This is a genomic window from Alteromonas sp. McT4-15 (assembly GCF_020515205.1).
GTDB lineage: Bacteria > Pseudomonadota > Gammaproteobacteria > Enterobacterales > Alteromonadaceae > Alteromonas.
Map to the genome: position 1 here is coordinate 98,850 of NZ_JAJALG010000005.1, position 16,008 is coordinate 114,857.

11 protein-coding genes are annotated in these 16,008 nt (G+C 44.4%); 8 read left to right on the top strand and 3 right to left on the bottom strand.

Translation table 11 applies throughout. The features are described from left to right. Positions 1-2: 2 nt before the first annotated feature. Positions 3-647: a bifunctional 4-hydroxy-2-oxoglutarate aldolase/2-dehydro-3-deoxy-phosphogluconate aldolase gene (locus LHL20_RS06055; RefSeq protein ID WP_159626052.1), complete on the top strand. Its 645-nt coding sequence runs from the start codon at positions 3-5 to the stop codon at positions 645-647. Between the two features lie 78 nt (positions 648-725). Here the strand turns inward: LHL20_RS06055 and LHL20_RS06060 are convergent, their stop codons facing one another. Together LHL20_RS06060 and gap are read right to left on the bottom strand one after the other, a co-directional pair. Beyond that, positions 726-1,577: a D-hexose-6-phosphate mutarotase gene (locus LHL20_RS06060; RefSeq protein ID WP_226432650.1), complete on the bottom strand. Its 852-nt coding sequence runs from the start codon at positions 1,575-1,577 to the stop codon at positions 726-728. A gap of 214 nt (positions 1,578-1,791) precedes the next feature. Continuing rightward, on the bottom strand, positions 1,792-2,787 hold the full coding sequence (gene gap, locus LHL20_RS06065) for a type I glyceraldehyde-3-phosphate dehydrogenase (RefSeq protein ID WP_159626048.1): 996 nt from the start codon (positions 2,785-2,787) through the stop codon (positions 1,792-1,794). A 235-nt stretch (positions 2,788-3,022) separates the two neighbouring features. Between gap and malQ the strand changes: the two genes are divergently transcribed. The 5 genes from malQ to msrB all read left to right on the top strand — a co-directional run bounded on the left by malQ (position 3,023) and on the right by msrB (position 11,911). After that, positions 3,023-5,224: a 4-alpha-glucanotransferase gene (gene malQ / locus LHL20_RS06070; protein WP_226432651.1), complete on the top strand. Its 2,202-nt coding sequence runs from the start codon at positions 3,023-3,025 to the stop codon at positions 5,222-5,224. A 127-nt stretch (positions 5,225-5,351) separates the two neighbouring features. Next, positions 5,352-7,538, top strand: a complete 2,187-nt coding sequence (glgB, locus tag LHL20_RS06075) for a 1,4-alpha-glucan branching protein GlgB (RefSeq protein ID WP_226432652.1) — start codon at positions 5,352-5,354, stop codon at positions 7,536-7,538. A 33-nt stretch (positions 7,539-7,571) separates the two neighbouring features. Next, positions 7,572-9,659, top strand: coding sequence for a glycogen debranching protein GlgX (glgX, locus tag LHL20_RS06080; protein ID WP_226432653.1), 2,088 nt, complete (start codon positions 7,572-7,574; stop codon positions 9,657-9,659). 180 nt (positions 9,660-9,839) lie between these two features. Beyond that, positions 9,840-11,393: an NADP-dependent phosphogluconate dehydrogenase gene (gndA, locus tag LHL20_RS06085; protein WP_226432654.1), complete on the top strand. Its 1,554-nt coding sequence runs from the start codon at positions 9,840-9,842 to the stop codon at positions 11,391-11,393. Between the two features lie 113 nt (positions 11,394-11,506). After that, entirely contained in the window at positions 11,507-11,911 is a 405-nt protein-coding gene (gene msrB / locus LHL20_RS06090; protein WP_159626038.1) for a peptide-methionine (R)-S-oxide reductase MsrB, read from the top strand. Positions 11,912-12,061: 150 nt separating this feature from the next. Here the strand turns inward: msrB and LHL20_RS06095 are convergent, their stop codons facing one another. Continuing rightward, positions 12,062-12,940, bottom strand: coding sequence for a DUF2989 domain-containing protein (locus LHL20_RS06095; protein ID WP_226432655.1), 879 nt, complete (start codon positions 12,938-12,940; stop codon positions 12,062-12,064). Between the two features lie 149 nt (positions 12,941-13,089). On the opposite strand from LHL20_RS06095, the gene LHL20_RS06100 reads away from it, so the two are divergent. Further along, positions 13,090-14,535, top strand: a complete 1,446-nt coding sequence (locus tag LHL20_RS06100; protein ID WP_159626034.1) for a glyceraldehyde-3-phosphate dehydrogenase — start codon at positions 13,090-13,092, stop codon at positions 14,533-14,535. A gap of 190 nt (positions 14,536-14,725) precedes the next feature. Next, entirely contained in the window at positions 14,726-15,856 is a 1,131-nt protein-coding gene (locus LHL20_RS06105; protein ID WP_202261790.1) for a M14 family metallopeptidase, read from the top strand. Positions 15,857-16,008 lie beyond the last annotated feature (152 nt).

Consider the following 16,008-nt stretch of genomic DNA (forward strand, 5'->3'; position numbering starts at 1 on the left):
TTATGACAACGAAATGGAAATACTCACCAGAGGAAATTTTTGCAGCCGGTCCTGTGGTACCTGTATTGGTTATCAACGATGTTGAAAAAGCTGTACCTTTGGCAAAAGCGCTAATGGAAGGTGGAATTAAAGTACTGGAAGTGACACTGCGTACGCCTGCTGCAATAGATGTGATTAAACGCATTGCACAAGAGGTGCCAGATTCACTTATCGGAGCAGGCACGGTAACCAATGCTCAGCAGTTGAAAGCAGTCGTAGAAGCAGGAGCGAAGTTTGCAATCAGCCCTGGGATGACAGCTGACTTATTGAAAGCGGGTATGGATGCCGAAATTCCGCTTATTCCTGGTATTTCATCTACGTCTGATTTAATGAAAGGCAAAGATGCAGGCTACACACATATGAAATTCTTCCCAGCAGAAGCATCTGGTGGTGTGAAAGCCATAAAGTCAATCAGCGGTCCTTTCCCTGACGTGACATTCTGCCCAACGGGTGGAATTGGTCCAAATAACTACAACGACTACTTAGCACTAAATAACGTTAAGTGTGTAGGTGGTTCGTGGTTAGCACCAGATGATGCCATTGAGGCGGGTGATTGGGCACGTATAACGCAATTGGCAAAAGAAGCGGTTGCTGGCGCCGCAAAGTAATATCAGGTGTACTGATTTTCAAATAAAAAACCTGCCATTTGGCAGGTTTTTTTATTCCCGTAAAAATAGTGGATGTGCTTAGAGGGGAACGATAACTTGCGTCAGCGCGTGGCGCTCACCAGGGGCAAGCGTTTTTCCTTTTGTAATCGCCGATTCTACGCATAGCATATGCTTGTAACCAAATGGATCCATATCTGAGATAGAAGCTGCGCCTTGCCATGGATTCCATACCACGACAGAGTCATTACCTTGAGAATTTACCGACGTAAATGCTTGATTGCTCACTTCAATTGTTGCATTTTCAATCGCCTCTACATGGATGCGATCTGTTTCCCCTGTAATTAAATAGGGCGAGGGCGTAGGTTTAAGCCCCCAATCATCCAACTTATCTTTAAACTCTCCATGCATACCTTTTAACTGAGTGTCCTGAATGTGGTCAACATGGAAATAAGTATGCAGTGCACAGTTGTAGTCAAAGGGCACTACACCTGTGTTTTGAGTTTCCAAAGAGACGCTAAGGGTGTTACCTACCTGTATAACAAGTTGTACCGCACAGTCATATTCAAAGCCTTCTGCACGTGAAAAACTTGGAGAAAGTATAATTTCAGTACCCGATTCAGTATCTCTAGAATCAATTAATTTCCATACTTGTGTACGCAAGAAACCATGAGCGGGTAGGGCGCCTTTTTCTCTGCCGTGGTCGTCACTAAACCATGGCCAGCAAACAGGAATACCGCCGCGAATCGGGCGCTCTCCATTCAAGTAAGCATGAGGGCTCACCCATAAACGTTCTTTATTGTCCTTTTTAGGTACATATGACAGCACATGACCGCCAAATAAACTAATTCGGGCTACAGCGTTACTATTTTCAATATCTAAAAAAGTCAGTCCGTTAGACTCACTAACGTTCACTGAATTAACGGGCGGCATAAACCCTCCTTGGACAAACGTTTATAAAAACGAAGTGACAGAGCACGAGTGATTGTCACGGAAACAAAAGGCGCAAGCGTTACTTTATATTATAGAAAACTAATGAGTATTTAGCGCTCGGAAAACAAAAAAGGTGCAAGCTCATTGCTTACACCTTTTAGATTAACTCAACTTTACAACAAGTTAATTAAATATTTGTTCTAAATGATACTTTTTATTTAGAAATATGGGCAACTAGGTCTAATACCTTGTTTGAATAACCCCATTCATTGTCGTACCACGATACTAATTTAACAAATGTGTCAGTTAGCGCGATACCAGCAGTTGCGTCGAATACCGATGTGCGAGCGTCACCAATAAAGTCATTAGAAACGACCGCATCTTCGGTGTAACCCATAATGCCCTTCAGTTCGCCTTCAGACGCTGCCTTCATCGCCGCACAAATATCTTCGTAGCTTGTCGGTGTTGCAAGGTTAACCGTTAGGTCTACCACTGAAACATTAGGCGTAGGTACGCGGAACGCCATACCCGTCAATTTACCATTAAGCGCTGGAATTACTTTGCCAACGGCTTTCGCTGCACCTGTTGATGAAGGAATGATGTTTTGACCTGCACCGCGACCGCCGCGCCAATCTTTCATCGATGGACCATCAACAGTTTTTTGCGTTGCTGTTGTAGCATGCACTGTTGTCATTAGGCCATCAACAATACCAAATTTGTCATTTAATACTTTTGCTAGTGGTGCAAGACAGTTCGTTGTGCACGACGCATTAGAAACAATTGTTTCGCCAGCGTAGCTATCTTGGTTAACACCCATAACAAACATTGGGGTGTCGTCTTTAGAAGGTGCTGACATAACAACTTTCTTGGCACCAGCTTCAATATGCTTAGCAGCCGTTTCTTTGGTAAGGAACAAACCTGTAGATTCAACAACTACATCTACGTTCACTTCGTCCCATTTTAGTGCTGCTGGGTCTCTTTCAGACGTAATGCGGATAGTCTTGCCATTTACAACAAGGTTATTGTTGTCTACGGTTACATCACCGTCGAATAATCCGTGTGTCGAGTCGTACTTCAATAGATAAGCAATGTAGTCCGTGTCTAGTAAGTCGTTAATAGCTACAACTTCAATGTCCTGACGCTCTGCTGCCGCGCGCATTACTAAACGTCCAATACGGCCAAAACCATTGATACCGATGCGAATTGTCATAACGTACCCCGATTATTTAAATAAAATGAAAATAAATTACGTAAAGTATGGATCAAAATGCCATAATTAGCAAAATAAAAAGCTAAAGTGTTGCAAAATTACGAACAATGGCTTTTGCAATCGTATTCAGATTTCGCCAAAGCCTTGTTTCTAGAATAATGTTAAAAAATTGTTTGTAGACGCACTATGCTTTCTCTTTGATGCGTTTTTCACCAAATAACAGGAATGACACACAATGACACAACAACTTCTGCAACAGCTGGTTGAAATGCGGGGAATCGAAACCCAATATGTTGACGCATGGGGTAAACCTGCAACCATCGCAGAATCAAGCAAAGCTAAGTTGCTTAACGTATTAGGTTATGACACCTCAAGTGACGAAAAAATACAGTCTCAAATTGCCAAAGACATTCAATCAGTCTGGCTTTCTGTGCTTAATCCTGTTCAAGTTGTTCGTTCTCACGAAGACATTAACCTTGCAGTTCGACTTCCAATTGAATTAGTTAATGACGAACATGTGCTTGTTGTGACTTGTGAAAATGGTGATGTACTTGAACATCGTTTTACGCCGGTTGACCAAGAAATGACAACAATGGCACACATAGACGACGTAGAGTTTCATGAATACGTTGTAACCCTGCCTTTGGATTTACCACTCGGTTACCACGATGTTGTGCTGATGGCTGATGATGACCAATTAGGGACATCGCGCATAATTTGCGCACCACAAGCGTGCTACACCCCGCAAGAAATCAAAGACGGCAAAAAAATTTGGGGCCTTAGCGTACAGCTTTATTGTGTGCGTAGTGAGAAAAACTGGGGTATTGGTGATTTTTCTGACTTAGCATTGCTTATCGAAAAAGCAGCAAGCGTTGGTGCAGACTTTATTGGCCTTAATCCCATCCATGCGTTGTATCCCGCAAACCCAAATGCCTGCTCACCCTATGGTCCAAGTTCACGCCGCTGGTTAAACTATTTGTATATCGATGTAACCGCAGTTGAAGGTTATGACGATAAATCGGTGCAGGATGTTGTGACAGGCGATGACTTTAATGCAACACTTGCCCATGCTCGCAATGTTGAGCATGTTGACTATGAAGCCGTTGCTCATCTAAAACTTGCTGCGCTTAAAGCAGTATTCGATGTTTATGATGCCAAATATCTACGCAAAAACACAAAGCAAAACAAAGCGTTTAAAGCGTTTGTTGAAGCAGGTGGCGAGAGCCTAGACATGTTGGCAGTGTACGACGCGCTGCAGTCTCACCTAAAAGCAGAAGGCAAAGAAAGCTGGGGTTGGCCAGTATTTCCAAAAGAATACAAAGACTACCACAACCCAGCGGTTGCTAAATTCAAGAAGGCCAACGAGCAAGACGTTAAATTTTATTTGTTCTTGCAATGGATTGCTGCACAGCAGCTCGAGGCTGCTAGCAACAAGGCAACTGAAGCTGGCATGACCATTGGTCTGTACCGCGACCTTGCGGTAGGGGTAAGCGAAGGCAGCGCTGAAATTTGGGGCAATAAAGATTTGTATTGTACAGATGCAAGTGTTGGTGCACCGCCTGATATTCTTGGCCCTCTAGGTCAAAATTGGGGCCTACCTCCGATGGACCCTCGCAAGCTTTACGAGCAAGGCTATCAACCCATTATCGACCTCTTTGCTTCAAATATGGCATCGTCTGGATCACTTCGTATCGATCACGTAATGGCACTTTTGCGCTTGTGGTGGGTTGTGAAAGGCGATAATGCTAAAGACGGTGGCTATGTTTATTATCCGGTAGACGATCTTCTGGGAATTTTGGCGCTTGAAAGCGTGCGCAATGAAAGTTTAGTCATTGGAGAAGACCTCGGAACAGTACCAGAAGAGATTCGTAGTAAGCTGGCTGAAAACGGTGTTTACTCTTACCGTGTATTCTTTTTCGAACAAGCGGAAGATGGCGGTTTCTTCTCGCCAAGTCATTACCCAGTTCAATCAATGTCTACATTGACTACGCATGACATGCCGACATTAATTGGGTATTGGCATTGCCTAGACTTAGAGTTAGGCAAAGAAATTGGGCTTTATCCAACAGAAGAGATTTTGCAGACACTTTACGCAGATCGACATGAAAACAAACAAGCCATTCTTGATACGCTTCATGGACACGGCTCTGTAGCAGAACATGTAGGTCGCGATGTGAATTACACCGGCATGAACCGAGAGCTTAACAACGGGATGCAAGTTCACATGGCGGGAGGTTCAAGTGCGCTGTTGAGTTTACAACTTGAAGATTGGCTTGAGATGGATAAGCCTGTAAATATTCCAGGTACGTTCGATGAGTATCCTAACTGGCGCAGAAAGCTTACTGAAAACATCGAATCGATGTTCAACAGAGATGACATTAACGACTTAGCATCTAAGCTTACACACGCTAGAAAGCAGGCGAGCGGCAACAAGTAGCGCGTCATAAGGCCGGTAAAAATTAAGGAGTGACGAAAGGCTTCTTAATCGAGTAAGATAAAGCGTCACTATTGACGCTTTACTAAAACAAACCCGCTTTAGTGCGGGTTTTTAATAGGAGTAGCGAATGCAATTAGCGCAGCAGTTAGAGCAGGTATTATGTTCACAGCCGTTTTCTCAACTAGGTGTTTTAGAAGACAAAGGAAAGTACTTACTTCGCGTTTATCGTCCAGACGCAAAGTCAGTAACAGTCAAATGGGAAAGTGCAGCGCTAGCAGACGTTACTCTGCAATCTAACGGTGGTGGTCTTTACGAAGGGCGTATTTCACAGCTACAAGCGAAGGCCCTATATCGCGTGTTTGTCGACAGTGACAACGGGCAATTCGATTATGTCGACCCTTATCAATTTACTGACTATGCCTTTCATGCTGTTCATTATATCGATGCTAGTCCCTCAAACCTGTATCAACAAGCTGGCGCGCAGCTAATCTCGCTTGGTGACGAACAGGGCACCACGGTCGCCGGTGTCAGATTTTGTGTGTTTGCGCCAAATGCCTCATCGGTATCTGTTATTGGTGACTTTAATGGCTGGGACGGGCGCTTACACCCATTGGAAAAAACTTCAATGGGTTACTGGGTTTTATGTGTTCCAGAGCTAGCTGAAGGTGAACGGTATAAATACCAAATTAAGGATGCGAGGGGCCATGACCTACCGCACAAAGCTGACCCGTTAGGGTTTAGCGCTGAGCAGTATCCCTCACACGCGTCAAAAGTGTACAACCACAACAATTATGAGTGGGGCGACAGCACTTGGATGTCAAAGCGTAGCGTTAATAAGTACGAAACGCCAATGAGTGTTTATGAAGTGCATTTGGGGTCGTGGAAGCGTCCTGGAGATGACAGTGACGCGCGCTATCTCTCTTATCGCGAACTCGCTGACGATCTCATTGGTTATGTCAGTGATATGGGATATACCCATTTAGAATTACTCCCTATTTCTGAGTTCCCTTTTGACGGTTCTTGGGGCTACCAACCCGTGGGGATGTTTGCACCTACAAGTCGCTTCGGAAATCCAGACGAATTTAAGTACTTTGTTGACCGATGTCACCAAGCCGGTATCGGCGTTATCATAGATTGGGTGCCTGCGCATTTTCCGGAAGATGGTCATGGTCTTGCTCGCTTTGATGGTTCGTGTGTTTATGAGTATGAAGATCCGCGTAAAGGATGGCATCCCGATTGGAACTCGTGTATTTACGACTTTGGAAAAGACACCGTCCGTCAATTTTTAGTCGCTAATGCGCTGTATTGGTTGGATAAATTCCACGTAGATGGTTTGCGTGTCGACGCAGTCGCTTCAATGTTATATCTGGATTATTCACGTAATGACGGCGAGTGGATCCCGAATGTAGATGGCGGCAACGAAAACTACGAAGCGATTAGTTTACTCAAGTGGATGAATGAAGAAGTGTACAAGCATTTCCCTGATGCAATGACCATTGCGGAAGAGTCTACTTCTTTTCCTAAAGTATCCCGTCCTGTATTCGACGGTGGGTTAGGGTTCGGTTTCAAATGGAATATGGGGTGGATGCACGACTCCCTTCACTATATCGCCAAAGACCCTGCTTATCGCAACTATCATCATGGCGACATTACGTTCAGCATGGTGTATGCCTTTGACGAAAATTTTATGCTGCCCATTTCTCACGATGAAGTCGTTCATGGAAAGGGGAGTATGTTGCGTAAAATGCCTGGTGACGAGTGGCAACAAGCCGCAAACCTTCGCTGCTACGCAGGCTTCATGTTCGGTCATCCAGGTAAAAAACTCAATTTCATGGGCAATGAGCTTGGACAATCACGCGAATGGAATCATGATGCGAGTTTAGATTGGCACTTACTTGACTTTGATAAGCACGCGGGAATACAAGCACTCTACAGAGCGCTAAATCATCTCTACAAAAATACTCCAGCGCTATATGAACAGGACCATAATCCTGCAGGGTTTGCGTGGATTGATCACAATAATGCAGAGCAGAGCGTAGTCTCTTTTGTCCGTTCTGCGAAAAACGGCCGTCAAAAGGTATACGTAGTATCGAATTTTACGCCGGTGCCACGCAACAATTTTAGAATTGGCGTGGATGATGCTTGCCGTTTGACGTTAGCACTTAATACTGATGATAGTGCTTATTGGGGGAGCGGCTACGCGGTTATGGAACACGTAACATCGACACCAACACCGTGGAACGAAAGACAGCATTCAGTAGAGATTAATTTGCCGCCGCTTTCTACTGTGTTTTATGTCACAGAAGATGAATAAATTTCACACAATCACATAGTTTAAGAGAGACAAGTGAACGAACATCGCAAAAATTTGCTTGCTGCAGAACATAGTGTGGGTGAGGCGTTTCCTCTTGGGGCAACGCCGACACCTGATGGATGCAATTTTGCAGTTTATGCGCCCGATGCGAAGGCCGTTATACTGTGCTTTTTTAACAAAGATACTGAAGAAGCGACCGTTGAGCATGTACTGCCTGAGAAAACCGGTGACATCTGGCACGGCTATTTTAGTGGTGTAAGAGCAGGGCAATTTTATGGGTATCGCGTAGAGCGTGGCGAGGGCGGTCTTCATGCTGCAAACACGCATAAACTGCTCATTGATCCATATGCTAAAAAGCTTAGTCGCCCGATAAAGTGGGATGCCAGACAATACAAGCATGATTCTCAATTTATGATACCTAAGTGTATCGTTATTGATGATGAAACCTACGCCAAACCAGTCATAACATCACCTAAGGTACCCAAGCACAAGCGTATTGTTTATGAAGCGCATGTCAAAGGACTTACAAAGCTACACCCGGACGTACCAAAAGCGCACCAAGGCAAGTTTCTAGGCGCTGCTCATCCCAGTGTTATCAAGCACTTGAAGGCATTAGGTATAACAACAGTACAGTTCATGCCACTGTGTTCGTTTATGCCTGAGCCCTTTATTACCGAGAAAGGATTAACCAACTACTGGGGATATAACCCAGTAAACTTCTTTGCTCCAGAGCCGCGCTATGGCGTCAGCGACGCACTAGCTGAATTGCAAGAGATGGTGGCTGCATATCACCGCGCTGGGCTAGAGGTTATTGTGGACGTTGTGTTTAATCACACCGCAGAAGCAGGGAAGGGAGGGCCGATACTGTCATACAAAGGCTTTTGCCCTTATCAAGCTTATCTCCTAGAGCAAACTAAAACGGGAGAGTTGGTTTATTCGAATCATTCAGGCTGTGGCAATACAATTAACACCGCACAACCTTTTATGATGGGACTGATTTTAGATGCAATGCGTCATTGGGTATCGGTTATAGGCGTAGACGGTTTTCGCTTTGACCTTGCTGTAAGCCTAGGGCGTGAACCTCAGCAATACAATAAAAAATCCGGACTATTGCGTGCTATTAGCAGTGACCCTGTGCTGAAAAATAAAGTGTTGTTGGCTGAGCCTTGGGATATTGGACCAGGCGGATACCAGGTTGGTAATTTCCCCTCTCCATGGCTTGAGGTGAATGACAAATATCGCGACACCGTGAGAGCGTTTTGGCGTGGTGACGACGGCGTAACAGCTGACTTTGCGACAAGGTTGATGGGGTCGCGGGATATCTTTCATAAAGGTCATCGCCATATCAGCGCGTCAGTAAATAATATCTCGTACCACGATGGTTTTACACTTCACGACATGGTGACCTACGCAGAGCGTCATAACCTAGACAATTTGGAAGAAAATCGCGATGGGCACGGGCACAACCTGTCAGCCAATTATGGTGTTGAAGGGGAAACATCAAACCCAGACATTATTACTATGCGCGAGAGACAAAAACGCAATTTGTTTGCCACACTGATTTTCTCTCAAGGTACGCCGCACGTTCTTGGTGGGGATGAACTAAGTCGTACGCAAAAAGGTAACAACAATGCCTATTGTCAAGATAATCCCATTAGTTGGTTTAACTGGGAGCTTAATAAGCGCAAGCAAGATTTCTTGCGTTTTTGTCAGTATGTCATTCGATTGCGGCAATCATCGTCTTTATTAAGCGAGCTCAAGTTACACGATGATACTTATCATTTGTCGCGAAACGTTAAGGAAATAAATTGGTATAAACCAGACGGCTCCGATAAAGCGTCAGAAGACTGGAATGCTTTGCACAATAAAGCGTTTGGCGTAGAGATTAAAGGGTGTCCTTCGGGAACACAAAAGCCAGAGCATTGGTTTTTATGCGTTAATGCGAGCGAAAATGATGTACGCTTTCACTTGCCATCTGTTTTACCACGAGGTGGATGGACGATGCATTTAGATACGCGTTACGCGTCACTTGAAGAGCAGCCTTCAATTTGTATCCAGAAAGTATTTCTTCAAGCGAGTTCGTCGTTGACATTGTTCAGTTTCGCCAGCTTTGACGCATAGCACCAAGTTTAATTACGCATCGTTTTAGGTATGACATACCTAAAAATAGTAAAAAACGTGGCGAATACATTTACCATTGGCGACAAATACGGCATACCGTACTAAATTGTTGATGTTTGGCTGTTCTTTATGAGTTCAGGTGGTATCATGCGCTCCCATCTGAAATGTGAGGGTGTTCCTATGCAAAATAAAGGTGGTAATTCGCACGATGATAATGCGTGCGACATTGGTTTTATCGGTTTGGGGGTGATGGGTAGCAACCTAACCATGAACCTCGTTGATCACGGATACCGCGTAGCGTGTTTCGATTTAGATCAAAACAAAGTTGAATCCATTCTAGCAAAAGACGCAAGTGAAAGAGGTGAAAACACTGAACCTCGCGTTGAAGGCTGCAGTTCTTACACCGAGCTTTTGAGCAAATTAAAAGCCCCTCATCTTATCATTATTTCTGTACCAGCGGGCGACCCGGTAGATCATGTTTGCAACCACCTAATTGATGCGGGCATTCACGCTGATGACATTGTCGTAGATACCGGCAACAGCTTATGGACAGACTCTGTTGCTCGTGAAGAGCAATATAAGGGTAAGTTTATTTTCTTCTCTACCGCTGTTTCGGGTGGCGAAGTAGGTGCACGTTTCGGCCCTTCATTGATGCCGTCGGGCAATCCCTATGCTTGGACACGCATTGAACCCGTTTTAAAGTCAATTGCCGCTAAAGTTGATCCTGAAACAGGCAAACCTTTAGAAAGCCACACACCAGGAAAACCGGTGTTAGAAGGCGAGGCATGTGCGACATACATAGGGCCTGTTGGTGCGGGACACTATGTGAAAATGGTACATAACGGTATTGAATATGCTGACATGCAGCTTATTTGTGAAACGTACCACGTAATGCGCCAAGCATTACACATGGCGCCTGCTGAAATAGCTGAAGTTTTCCGTCGTTGGAATGAAGGCAAACTCAATAGCTACCTAATGGAAATTAGCGCCGAAGTTCTTGAGCAACTTGATCCAGAAACCAAGCAGCCCCTTGTTGATGTTATTCTCGATAGAGCCGGGCAGAAAGGTACAGGGCTGTGGACCGCAGTGAGTGCGCTTCAAGTTGGTAGCCCTGCGCAAACCATTACCTCTGCTGTATTTGCTCGTAGCATCTCAAGCTTAAAAGAGGAGCGCATAGCGGCAAGCAAAGTACTAGCTGGTCCTGATGCCCCAGTGTTCAATGATGAACAGAAAATGTCTATCATTAACAAGCTTGAACAAGCGTTATACTGCTCTAAAATTTGTGCCTATGCTCAAGGTTTCCAGCTTATGGCAATGGCAGGTAAAGAGCACGGCTGGACGTTAGAGTTTGGTGAAATCGCCAAAATTTGGCGCGCTGGTTGTATTATTCGCGCCGTATTTCTTCAGTCGATCTCTAAAGCGTACGAAAACAATGAAGACTTGGCCAACCTGCTTATGGATCCGTATTTTGCAGAGCAAATCACTCAATACCAAGCAGACTGGCGTGAATCAATAGCACAAGCAACGCTAGCTGGAGTGCCGTGCCCATCGATGATGTCGGCGTTGAGCTACTACGATTCATATCGTACTGCTGTGTTACCCGCTAATTTGCTGCAAGGGCAGCGTGATTATTTCGGCGCGCATACTTATCAACGTATAGACAAGCCAGCAGGTAAGAAGTATCACATCGAATGGAGTGATCCTTCACGTCCACAAACTGCTATTAAAAAATAGTACTCGAGCTTAAAACAAGTGACGCACTTAGATAATGAATTTTAGGCGTAACAAGACCATTCAAAGGTGTATTTGGCAGCAAGTACACCTTTTTTCATTGTAAGAGGTAATGTATGTCAAAAACGAATACCCAATGGCGTGACACGCTCAGTGAAGAAGAATACCGCGTATGCAGAGAGGCGGGCACAGAGCGACCATTTACGGGCGCGCTGCTCGATGAAACGCGAAATGGCCTATATGTGTGTAAGTGTTGCGAGGCACCATTGTTTCCGTCGGATACCAAGTTTGATGCTGGTTGTGGTTGGCCATCTTTTTACAAACAGTTAGAAGATGGAAATGTTGATTATCGAGAGGACTTATCTCATGGCATGCGACGAGTAGAAATTTTCTGTAAGCAATGCGGTTCGCATTTAGGTCACGTTTTTCCGGACGGTCCTGAGCCAACGGGGCAACGTTACTGTGTGAATTCAGTCTCAATGACCTTTAAGGGTGAAAATAACACCGTAGTAAAAGGCTAGCGCCACACAGCTTGACCTGAAATAAGGTAAACATCTGGTTAAAAAGTGAGCGCTTTTCGTGGCCACTTTCAAAATGATATAAAAAACCGCCTATAAAAGGCGGTTTTTTTGTTTTTAGTAATGAATTTTTGTGAAAGTAACTTTCAGAAATTAGAGTTTATTTAGCTTAAGTTTTTCGGCGTTGAACGTGTTGCTGTTTAACGCGCTTGTGATGTCATCAATAATGTTGTTCAGAATATCAACAGGGAGATCATAGGTTTTTCCTAGTTGTTCGCGCTGAATACTCGGTAATGCATCATCAAACTCTTCTGCAACGCCATACCATACGTAAGCTAATCGATAGTTTTCGCTATCCATACCAATGCTTGCTAGTGAATGGTAAATGCCAATATCAATATTGTCGCTGTCAGTGTATAGACCTAACGCTCGATACAGAGTTGTTAAGGCACGCTGTTGATCAGTTTTAATTTGCACAGAGGCAAGAGAAACTAATAGTTCGGGGTCTGTCACGCGATCACTCGCGGCAAAGCGCTCAAAGCGATGAAACGCATCTTGGTCGTTATATCGTGTCCAGTGGTAATAAGAAAGGTAAGGGTCAAGGGAGGTTTTAGTCTCTCGGCTTAACCGTTTTATTTCGTTGCGCGCGGTAATAACGCCTTTTAAGCGTGTGGCTTCTTTACCTTTGCGTTTAACATGTTCTATATGCTGTACCTCTTCGACACATTCTAAATACTCTTCAAAATGCAATAACAGAGGATACTTATAGGCATCGTCTTTATTGTCTTGATTGTAATAGCGAAGGCGAATGATATCGGCACGCTCAAAACGGCACCGTGCATCTAAGCTTAAGTCTAAGCATAGCTCACTGTGCGTTTCGCAAATCTCGCTGATTGTCGGTTCAAATAAATCACCGCACCCCGCTAAAAGGGGCACTGTCAAAATACTTGCCAACACCGTTCTTATTTTATTGCGCCAGTTTGTTGGAAACTTACTAAATAATGCAGCGTTCAACGCGCTTTTTATGGGCATTATGAAACTTATCAACAATTTGGTCATCCTTGTGTGTTTATTTAAGATACTGCTCGTCACCGTCAGACGAAACCTCACCTAGTGTACCCTAAAAATAATAAAAAGCTGACGTGCAACTAACGCAATTTTTTATCGATGAAGGCAGAAGCATGAATCAACAGTTTGAGCAGGAATTACAAAGCAGCTGGCAAGAGCGTCAGGAATACGCGGAAATGATGTTGCCCCTTATTGGTAAGTTATACCGAAATAAGGCAGTAGAAATTTCAGTTTATGGCCGCTCGCTACTTAACGCTAGTGCCATTGATGTTATTAAAGCGCATCGCAAAGTGCGCCTGCACGAAGGTATTAAACTACGTTTACGTGAAAGCTACCCAATTTTAGAAGCGTTAAGCAATATGCAACTTGCGCCAGCGCAAATTGATATTGGCAAATTAGCCTTCGATTTCCATTATGGTTCTGCGGTTGACAACAACGACCTTACGGCCTACCTCAACGAAAAACTAAATGACGTTGCCGGTAAAGAGGACGATCAGAAGCCTCAAGACGTTGTACTATATGGTTTTGGCCGTATAGGTCGTTTATTAGCGCGTTTGTTAATTGAGCGCCAGGGTAAAAATAATAAACTTCGTTTGCGCGCTATAGTAGTGCGCGGCGGTCGCGATGGCGATCTTGAAAAGCGTGCAAGTTTACTGCGTCGCGATTCTGTACATGGTCCATTCAACGGCAGCATCACTATTGATCACGAGCGCAACGCACTTAAAGCAAACGGCTCGTACATTCAGGTGATCTACGCTAACAGCCCTGATGAAGTAGACTACACGCAATATGGAATTGATAATGCAATCATTATTGATAATACAGGTATCTGGCGTGACCGCGATGGTCTAGGTCTTCACCTAAAAGCGAAAGGCGCTGCAAAAGCAATTTTGACTGCCCCGGGCAAAGGTGACATCAAAAATATCGTTCACGGTGTAAACGACGAAGAAGTCACAGCTGAAGACACCATTGTTTCTGCTGCGAGCTGTACAACCAATGCTATTACGCCAGTGCTTAAAGCGCTTGACGAAGAGTACGGTATAGACAACGGTCACGTTGAAACCGTGCACTCTTACACTAACGACCAAAACCTTATCGATAATTATCACAAAGGTGACCGTCGTGGTCGCAGTGCGCCATTAAACATGGTTATCACTGAAACAGGGGCGGCAAAAGCTGTGGCGAAAGCGTACCCTAAGTTGGCAGGAAAGCTAACGGGTAACGCAATTCGCGTACCTACCCCTAATGTGTCATTGGCTATCCTTAACTTGAACCTTAAGACATCAGTAGACCGCGTTGCAGTAAATGAGTTCTTGCGCGATACGGCGTTGTTCTCAAAACTTCAACACCAGATTGACTACACTGCAAGTAAAGAGATTGTATCAACAGACTTGGTTGGCTCTCGCGCTGCATCGGTAGTTGATTCTCAAGCAACAATCGCAGCAGATAACCGCCTTACACTTTACGTGTGGTATGACAATGAATTTGGTTATAGCTGTCAGGTACTGCGCGTTGTACGTGATATGGCTGGATTAAGCTTTCCTACGCTGCCACTTTAAGCAGCAAAAAGGTTCACCCAACGCGGTTGTAAACCACTAAATTGTTCAAAAAACCGGCCCACGAGGTCGGTTTTTTATTGGTGTAAACAATTTGTTTACTTTTAGTGTGATAAAACCCTCTTGTCCGCGTGGTATTTGTATTGGTGTCTATGCTAAATTAGCGCACAAATAATGAGGAAAACGACAGTCTATGCATATCTCAAGTCAATTCGACAGCGGCAACATTGAAGTTGTTAAGGCGCAATCACCAGAAGACATTCGTCTTGCTATTCCCAAAGACAATCAGTCAGAGTTTGCTCAGTGGTTCCATTTTCGTTTGGTCGGTGAAACCTTTGTTACTCACACAATGACAATCGAAAATCTAGCGAAATCTGCTTACCCTGAAGGTTGGAAGGGGTACAACGTTCTTGCATCTTACGACCGTCAAACATGGTTTAGAATTCCAAGTGATTTTGACGGCGACAATCTTTCATTCTCACTAACGCTAGAACAGCCTAGTGTCTACTTTGCGTATTTTATTCCGTATAGCTACGAGCGTCATTTGGACCTTGTGCACGATGCGCAAATGTCACTGTTATGTGAACATCGATTCTTAGGTCTTACGCTCGATGGCCGCGACATGTCATTGCTTGTGATTGGAGAAGAAACACCTGAAAAGAAAAAGGTGTGGATCACTGCGCGTCAGCATCCTGGTGAAACGATGGCTGAGTGGTGCGCGGAGGGTATTATCTACCGCTTGCTCGACGAGCAAGATGGTTTGGCGCGACAGTTGCTTGATAACGCTGTATTTTACATTGTGCCGAACATGAACCCTGATGGAAGCGCGCGAGGTCACCTTCGTACTAATGCTGTAGGCACTAATCTAAATCGTGAATGGGCAACGCCGAGTGCAGAAAAAAGCCCAGAAGTTCTTTATGTGCTAAATGCTATGTCTGAAATTGGTGTAGATATGTACCTAGATTTGCACGGTGATGAGGCATTGCCGTACAACTTTGTTGCGGGCAGCGAGGGGAACCCTAGTTACAACGACGATATTAAAGCGCTAGAAGACACCTTCAAATCAGCACTGTTAAATGCTACGCCTGAATTCCAAGATGAATTTGGTTATGACAAAGATGAGCCGGGTAAGGCAAACCTAACCGTGGCGTCAAATGCGGTTGGTGAAAAATTCAAATGTATGGCGTATACCGTTGAAATGCCATTTAAGGATAACGCTGATGTACCGGATGATGTCTACGGCTGGTCTGTTCAGCGCAGTCGACAGTTAGGTGAAGATTTACTTATTGGCGTTAATGCGGTAGTAAAAAAGCTGAAAGGCTAAGAAAGTATAGTTAGAAGCACGAGCTTCTGTTAAAAAGGCCTCTTTAAGAGGCCTTTTAGTGCGTTCAAAGTCGCTTTTTGTATTGCAGTTAGGTTGCCCTAAACGCTCTCGAATCAAAAAGCTACGACAATAATCACAATAAATAAGTAATC

Bases quoted from the DNA above. Each gene is read 5' to 3' on its own strand.
- malQ (WP_226432651.1), top strand. From the start codon at position 3,023: ATGACACAACAACTTCTGCAACAGCTGGTTGAAATGCGGGGAATCGAA.
- msrB (WP_159626038.1), top strand. From the start codon at position 11,507: ATGTCAAAAACGAATACCCAATGGCGTGACACGCTCAGTGAAGAAGAA.
- LHL20_RS06100 (WP_159626034.1), top strand. From the start codon at position 13,090: ATGAATCAACAGTTTGAGCAGGAATTACAAAGCAGCTGGCAAGAGCGT.
- gap (WP_159626048.1), bottom strand. From the start codon at position 2,787: ATGACAATTCGCATCGGTATCAATGGTTTTGGCCGTATTGGACGTTTA.
- LHL20_RS06055 (WP_159626052.1), top strand. From the start codon at position 3: ATGACAACGAAATGGAAATACTCACCAGAGGAAATTTTTGCAGCCGGT.
- LHL20_RS06095 (WP_226432655.1), bottom strand. From the start codon at position 12,940: ATGCCCATAAAAAGCGCGTTGAACGCTGCATTATTTAGTAAGTTTCCA.
- glgB (WP_226432652.1), top strand. From the start codon at position 5,352: ATGCAATTAGCGCAGCAGTTAGAGCAGGTATTATGTTCACAGCCGTTT.
- gndA (WP_226432654.1), top strand. From the start codon at position 9,840: ATGCAAAATAAAGGTGGTAATTCGCACGATGATAATGCGTGCGACATT.
- LHL20_RS06105 (WP_202261790.1), top strand. From the start codon at position 14,726: ATGCATATCTCAAGTCAATTCGACAGCGGCAACATTGAAGTTGTTAAG.
- LHL20_RS06060 (WP_226432650.1), bottom strand. From the start codon at position 1,577: ATGCCGCCCGTTAATTCAGTGAACGTTAGTGAGTCTAACGGACTGACT.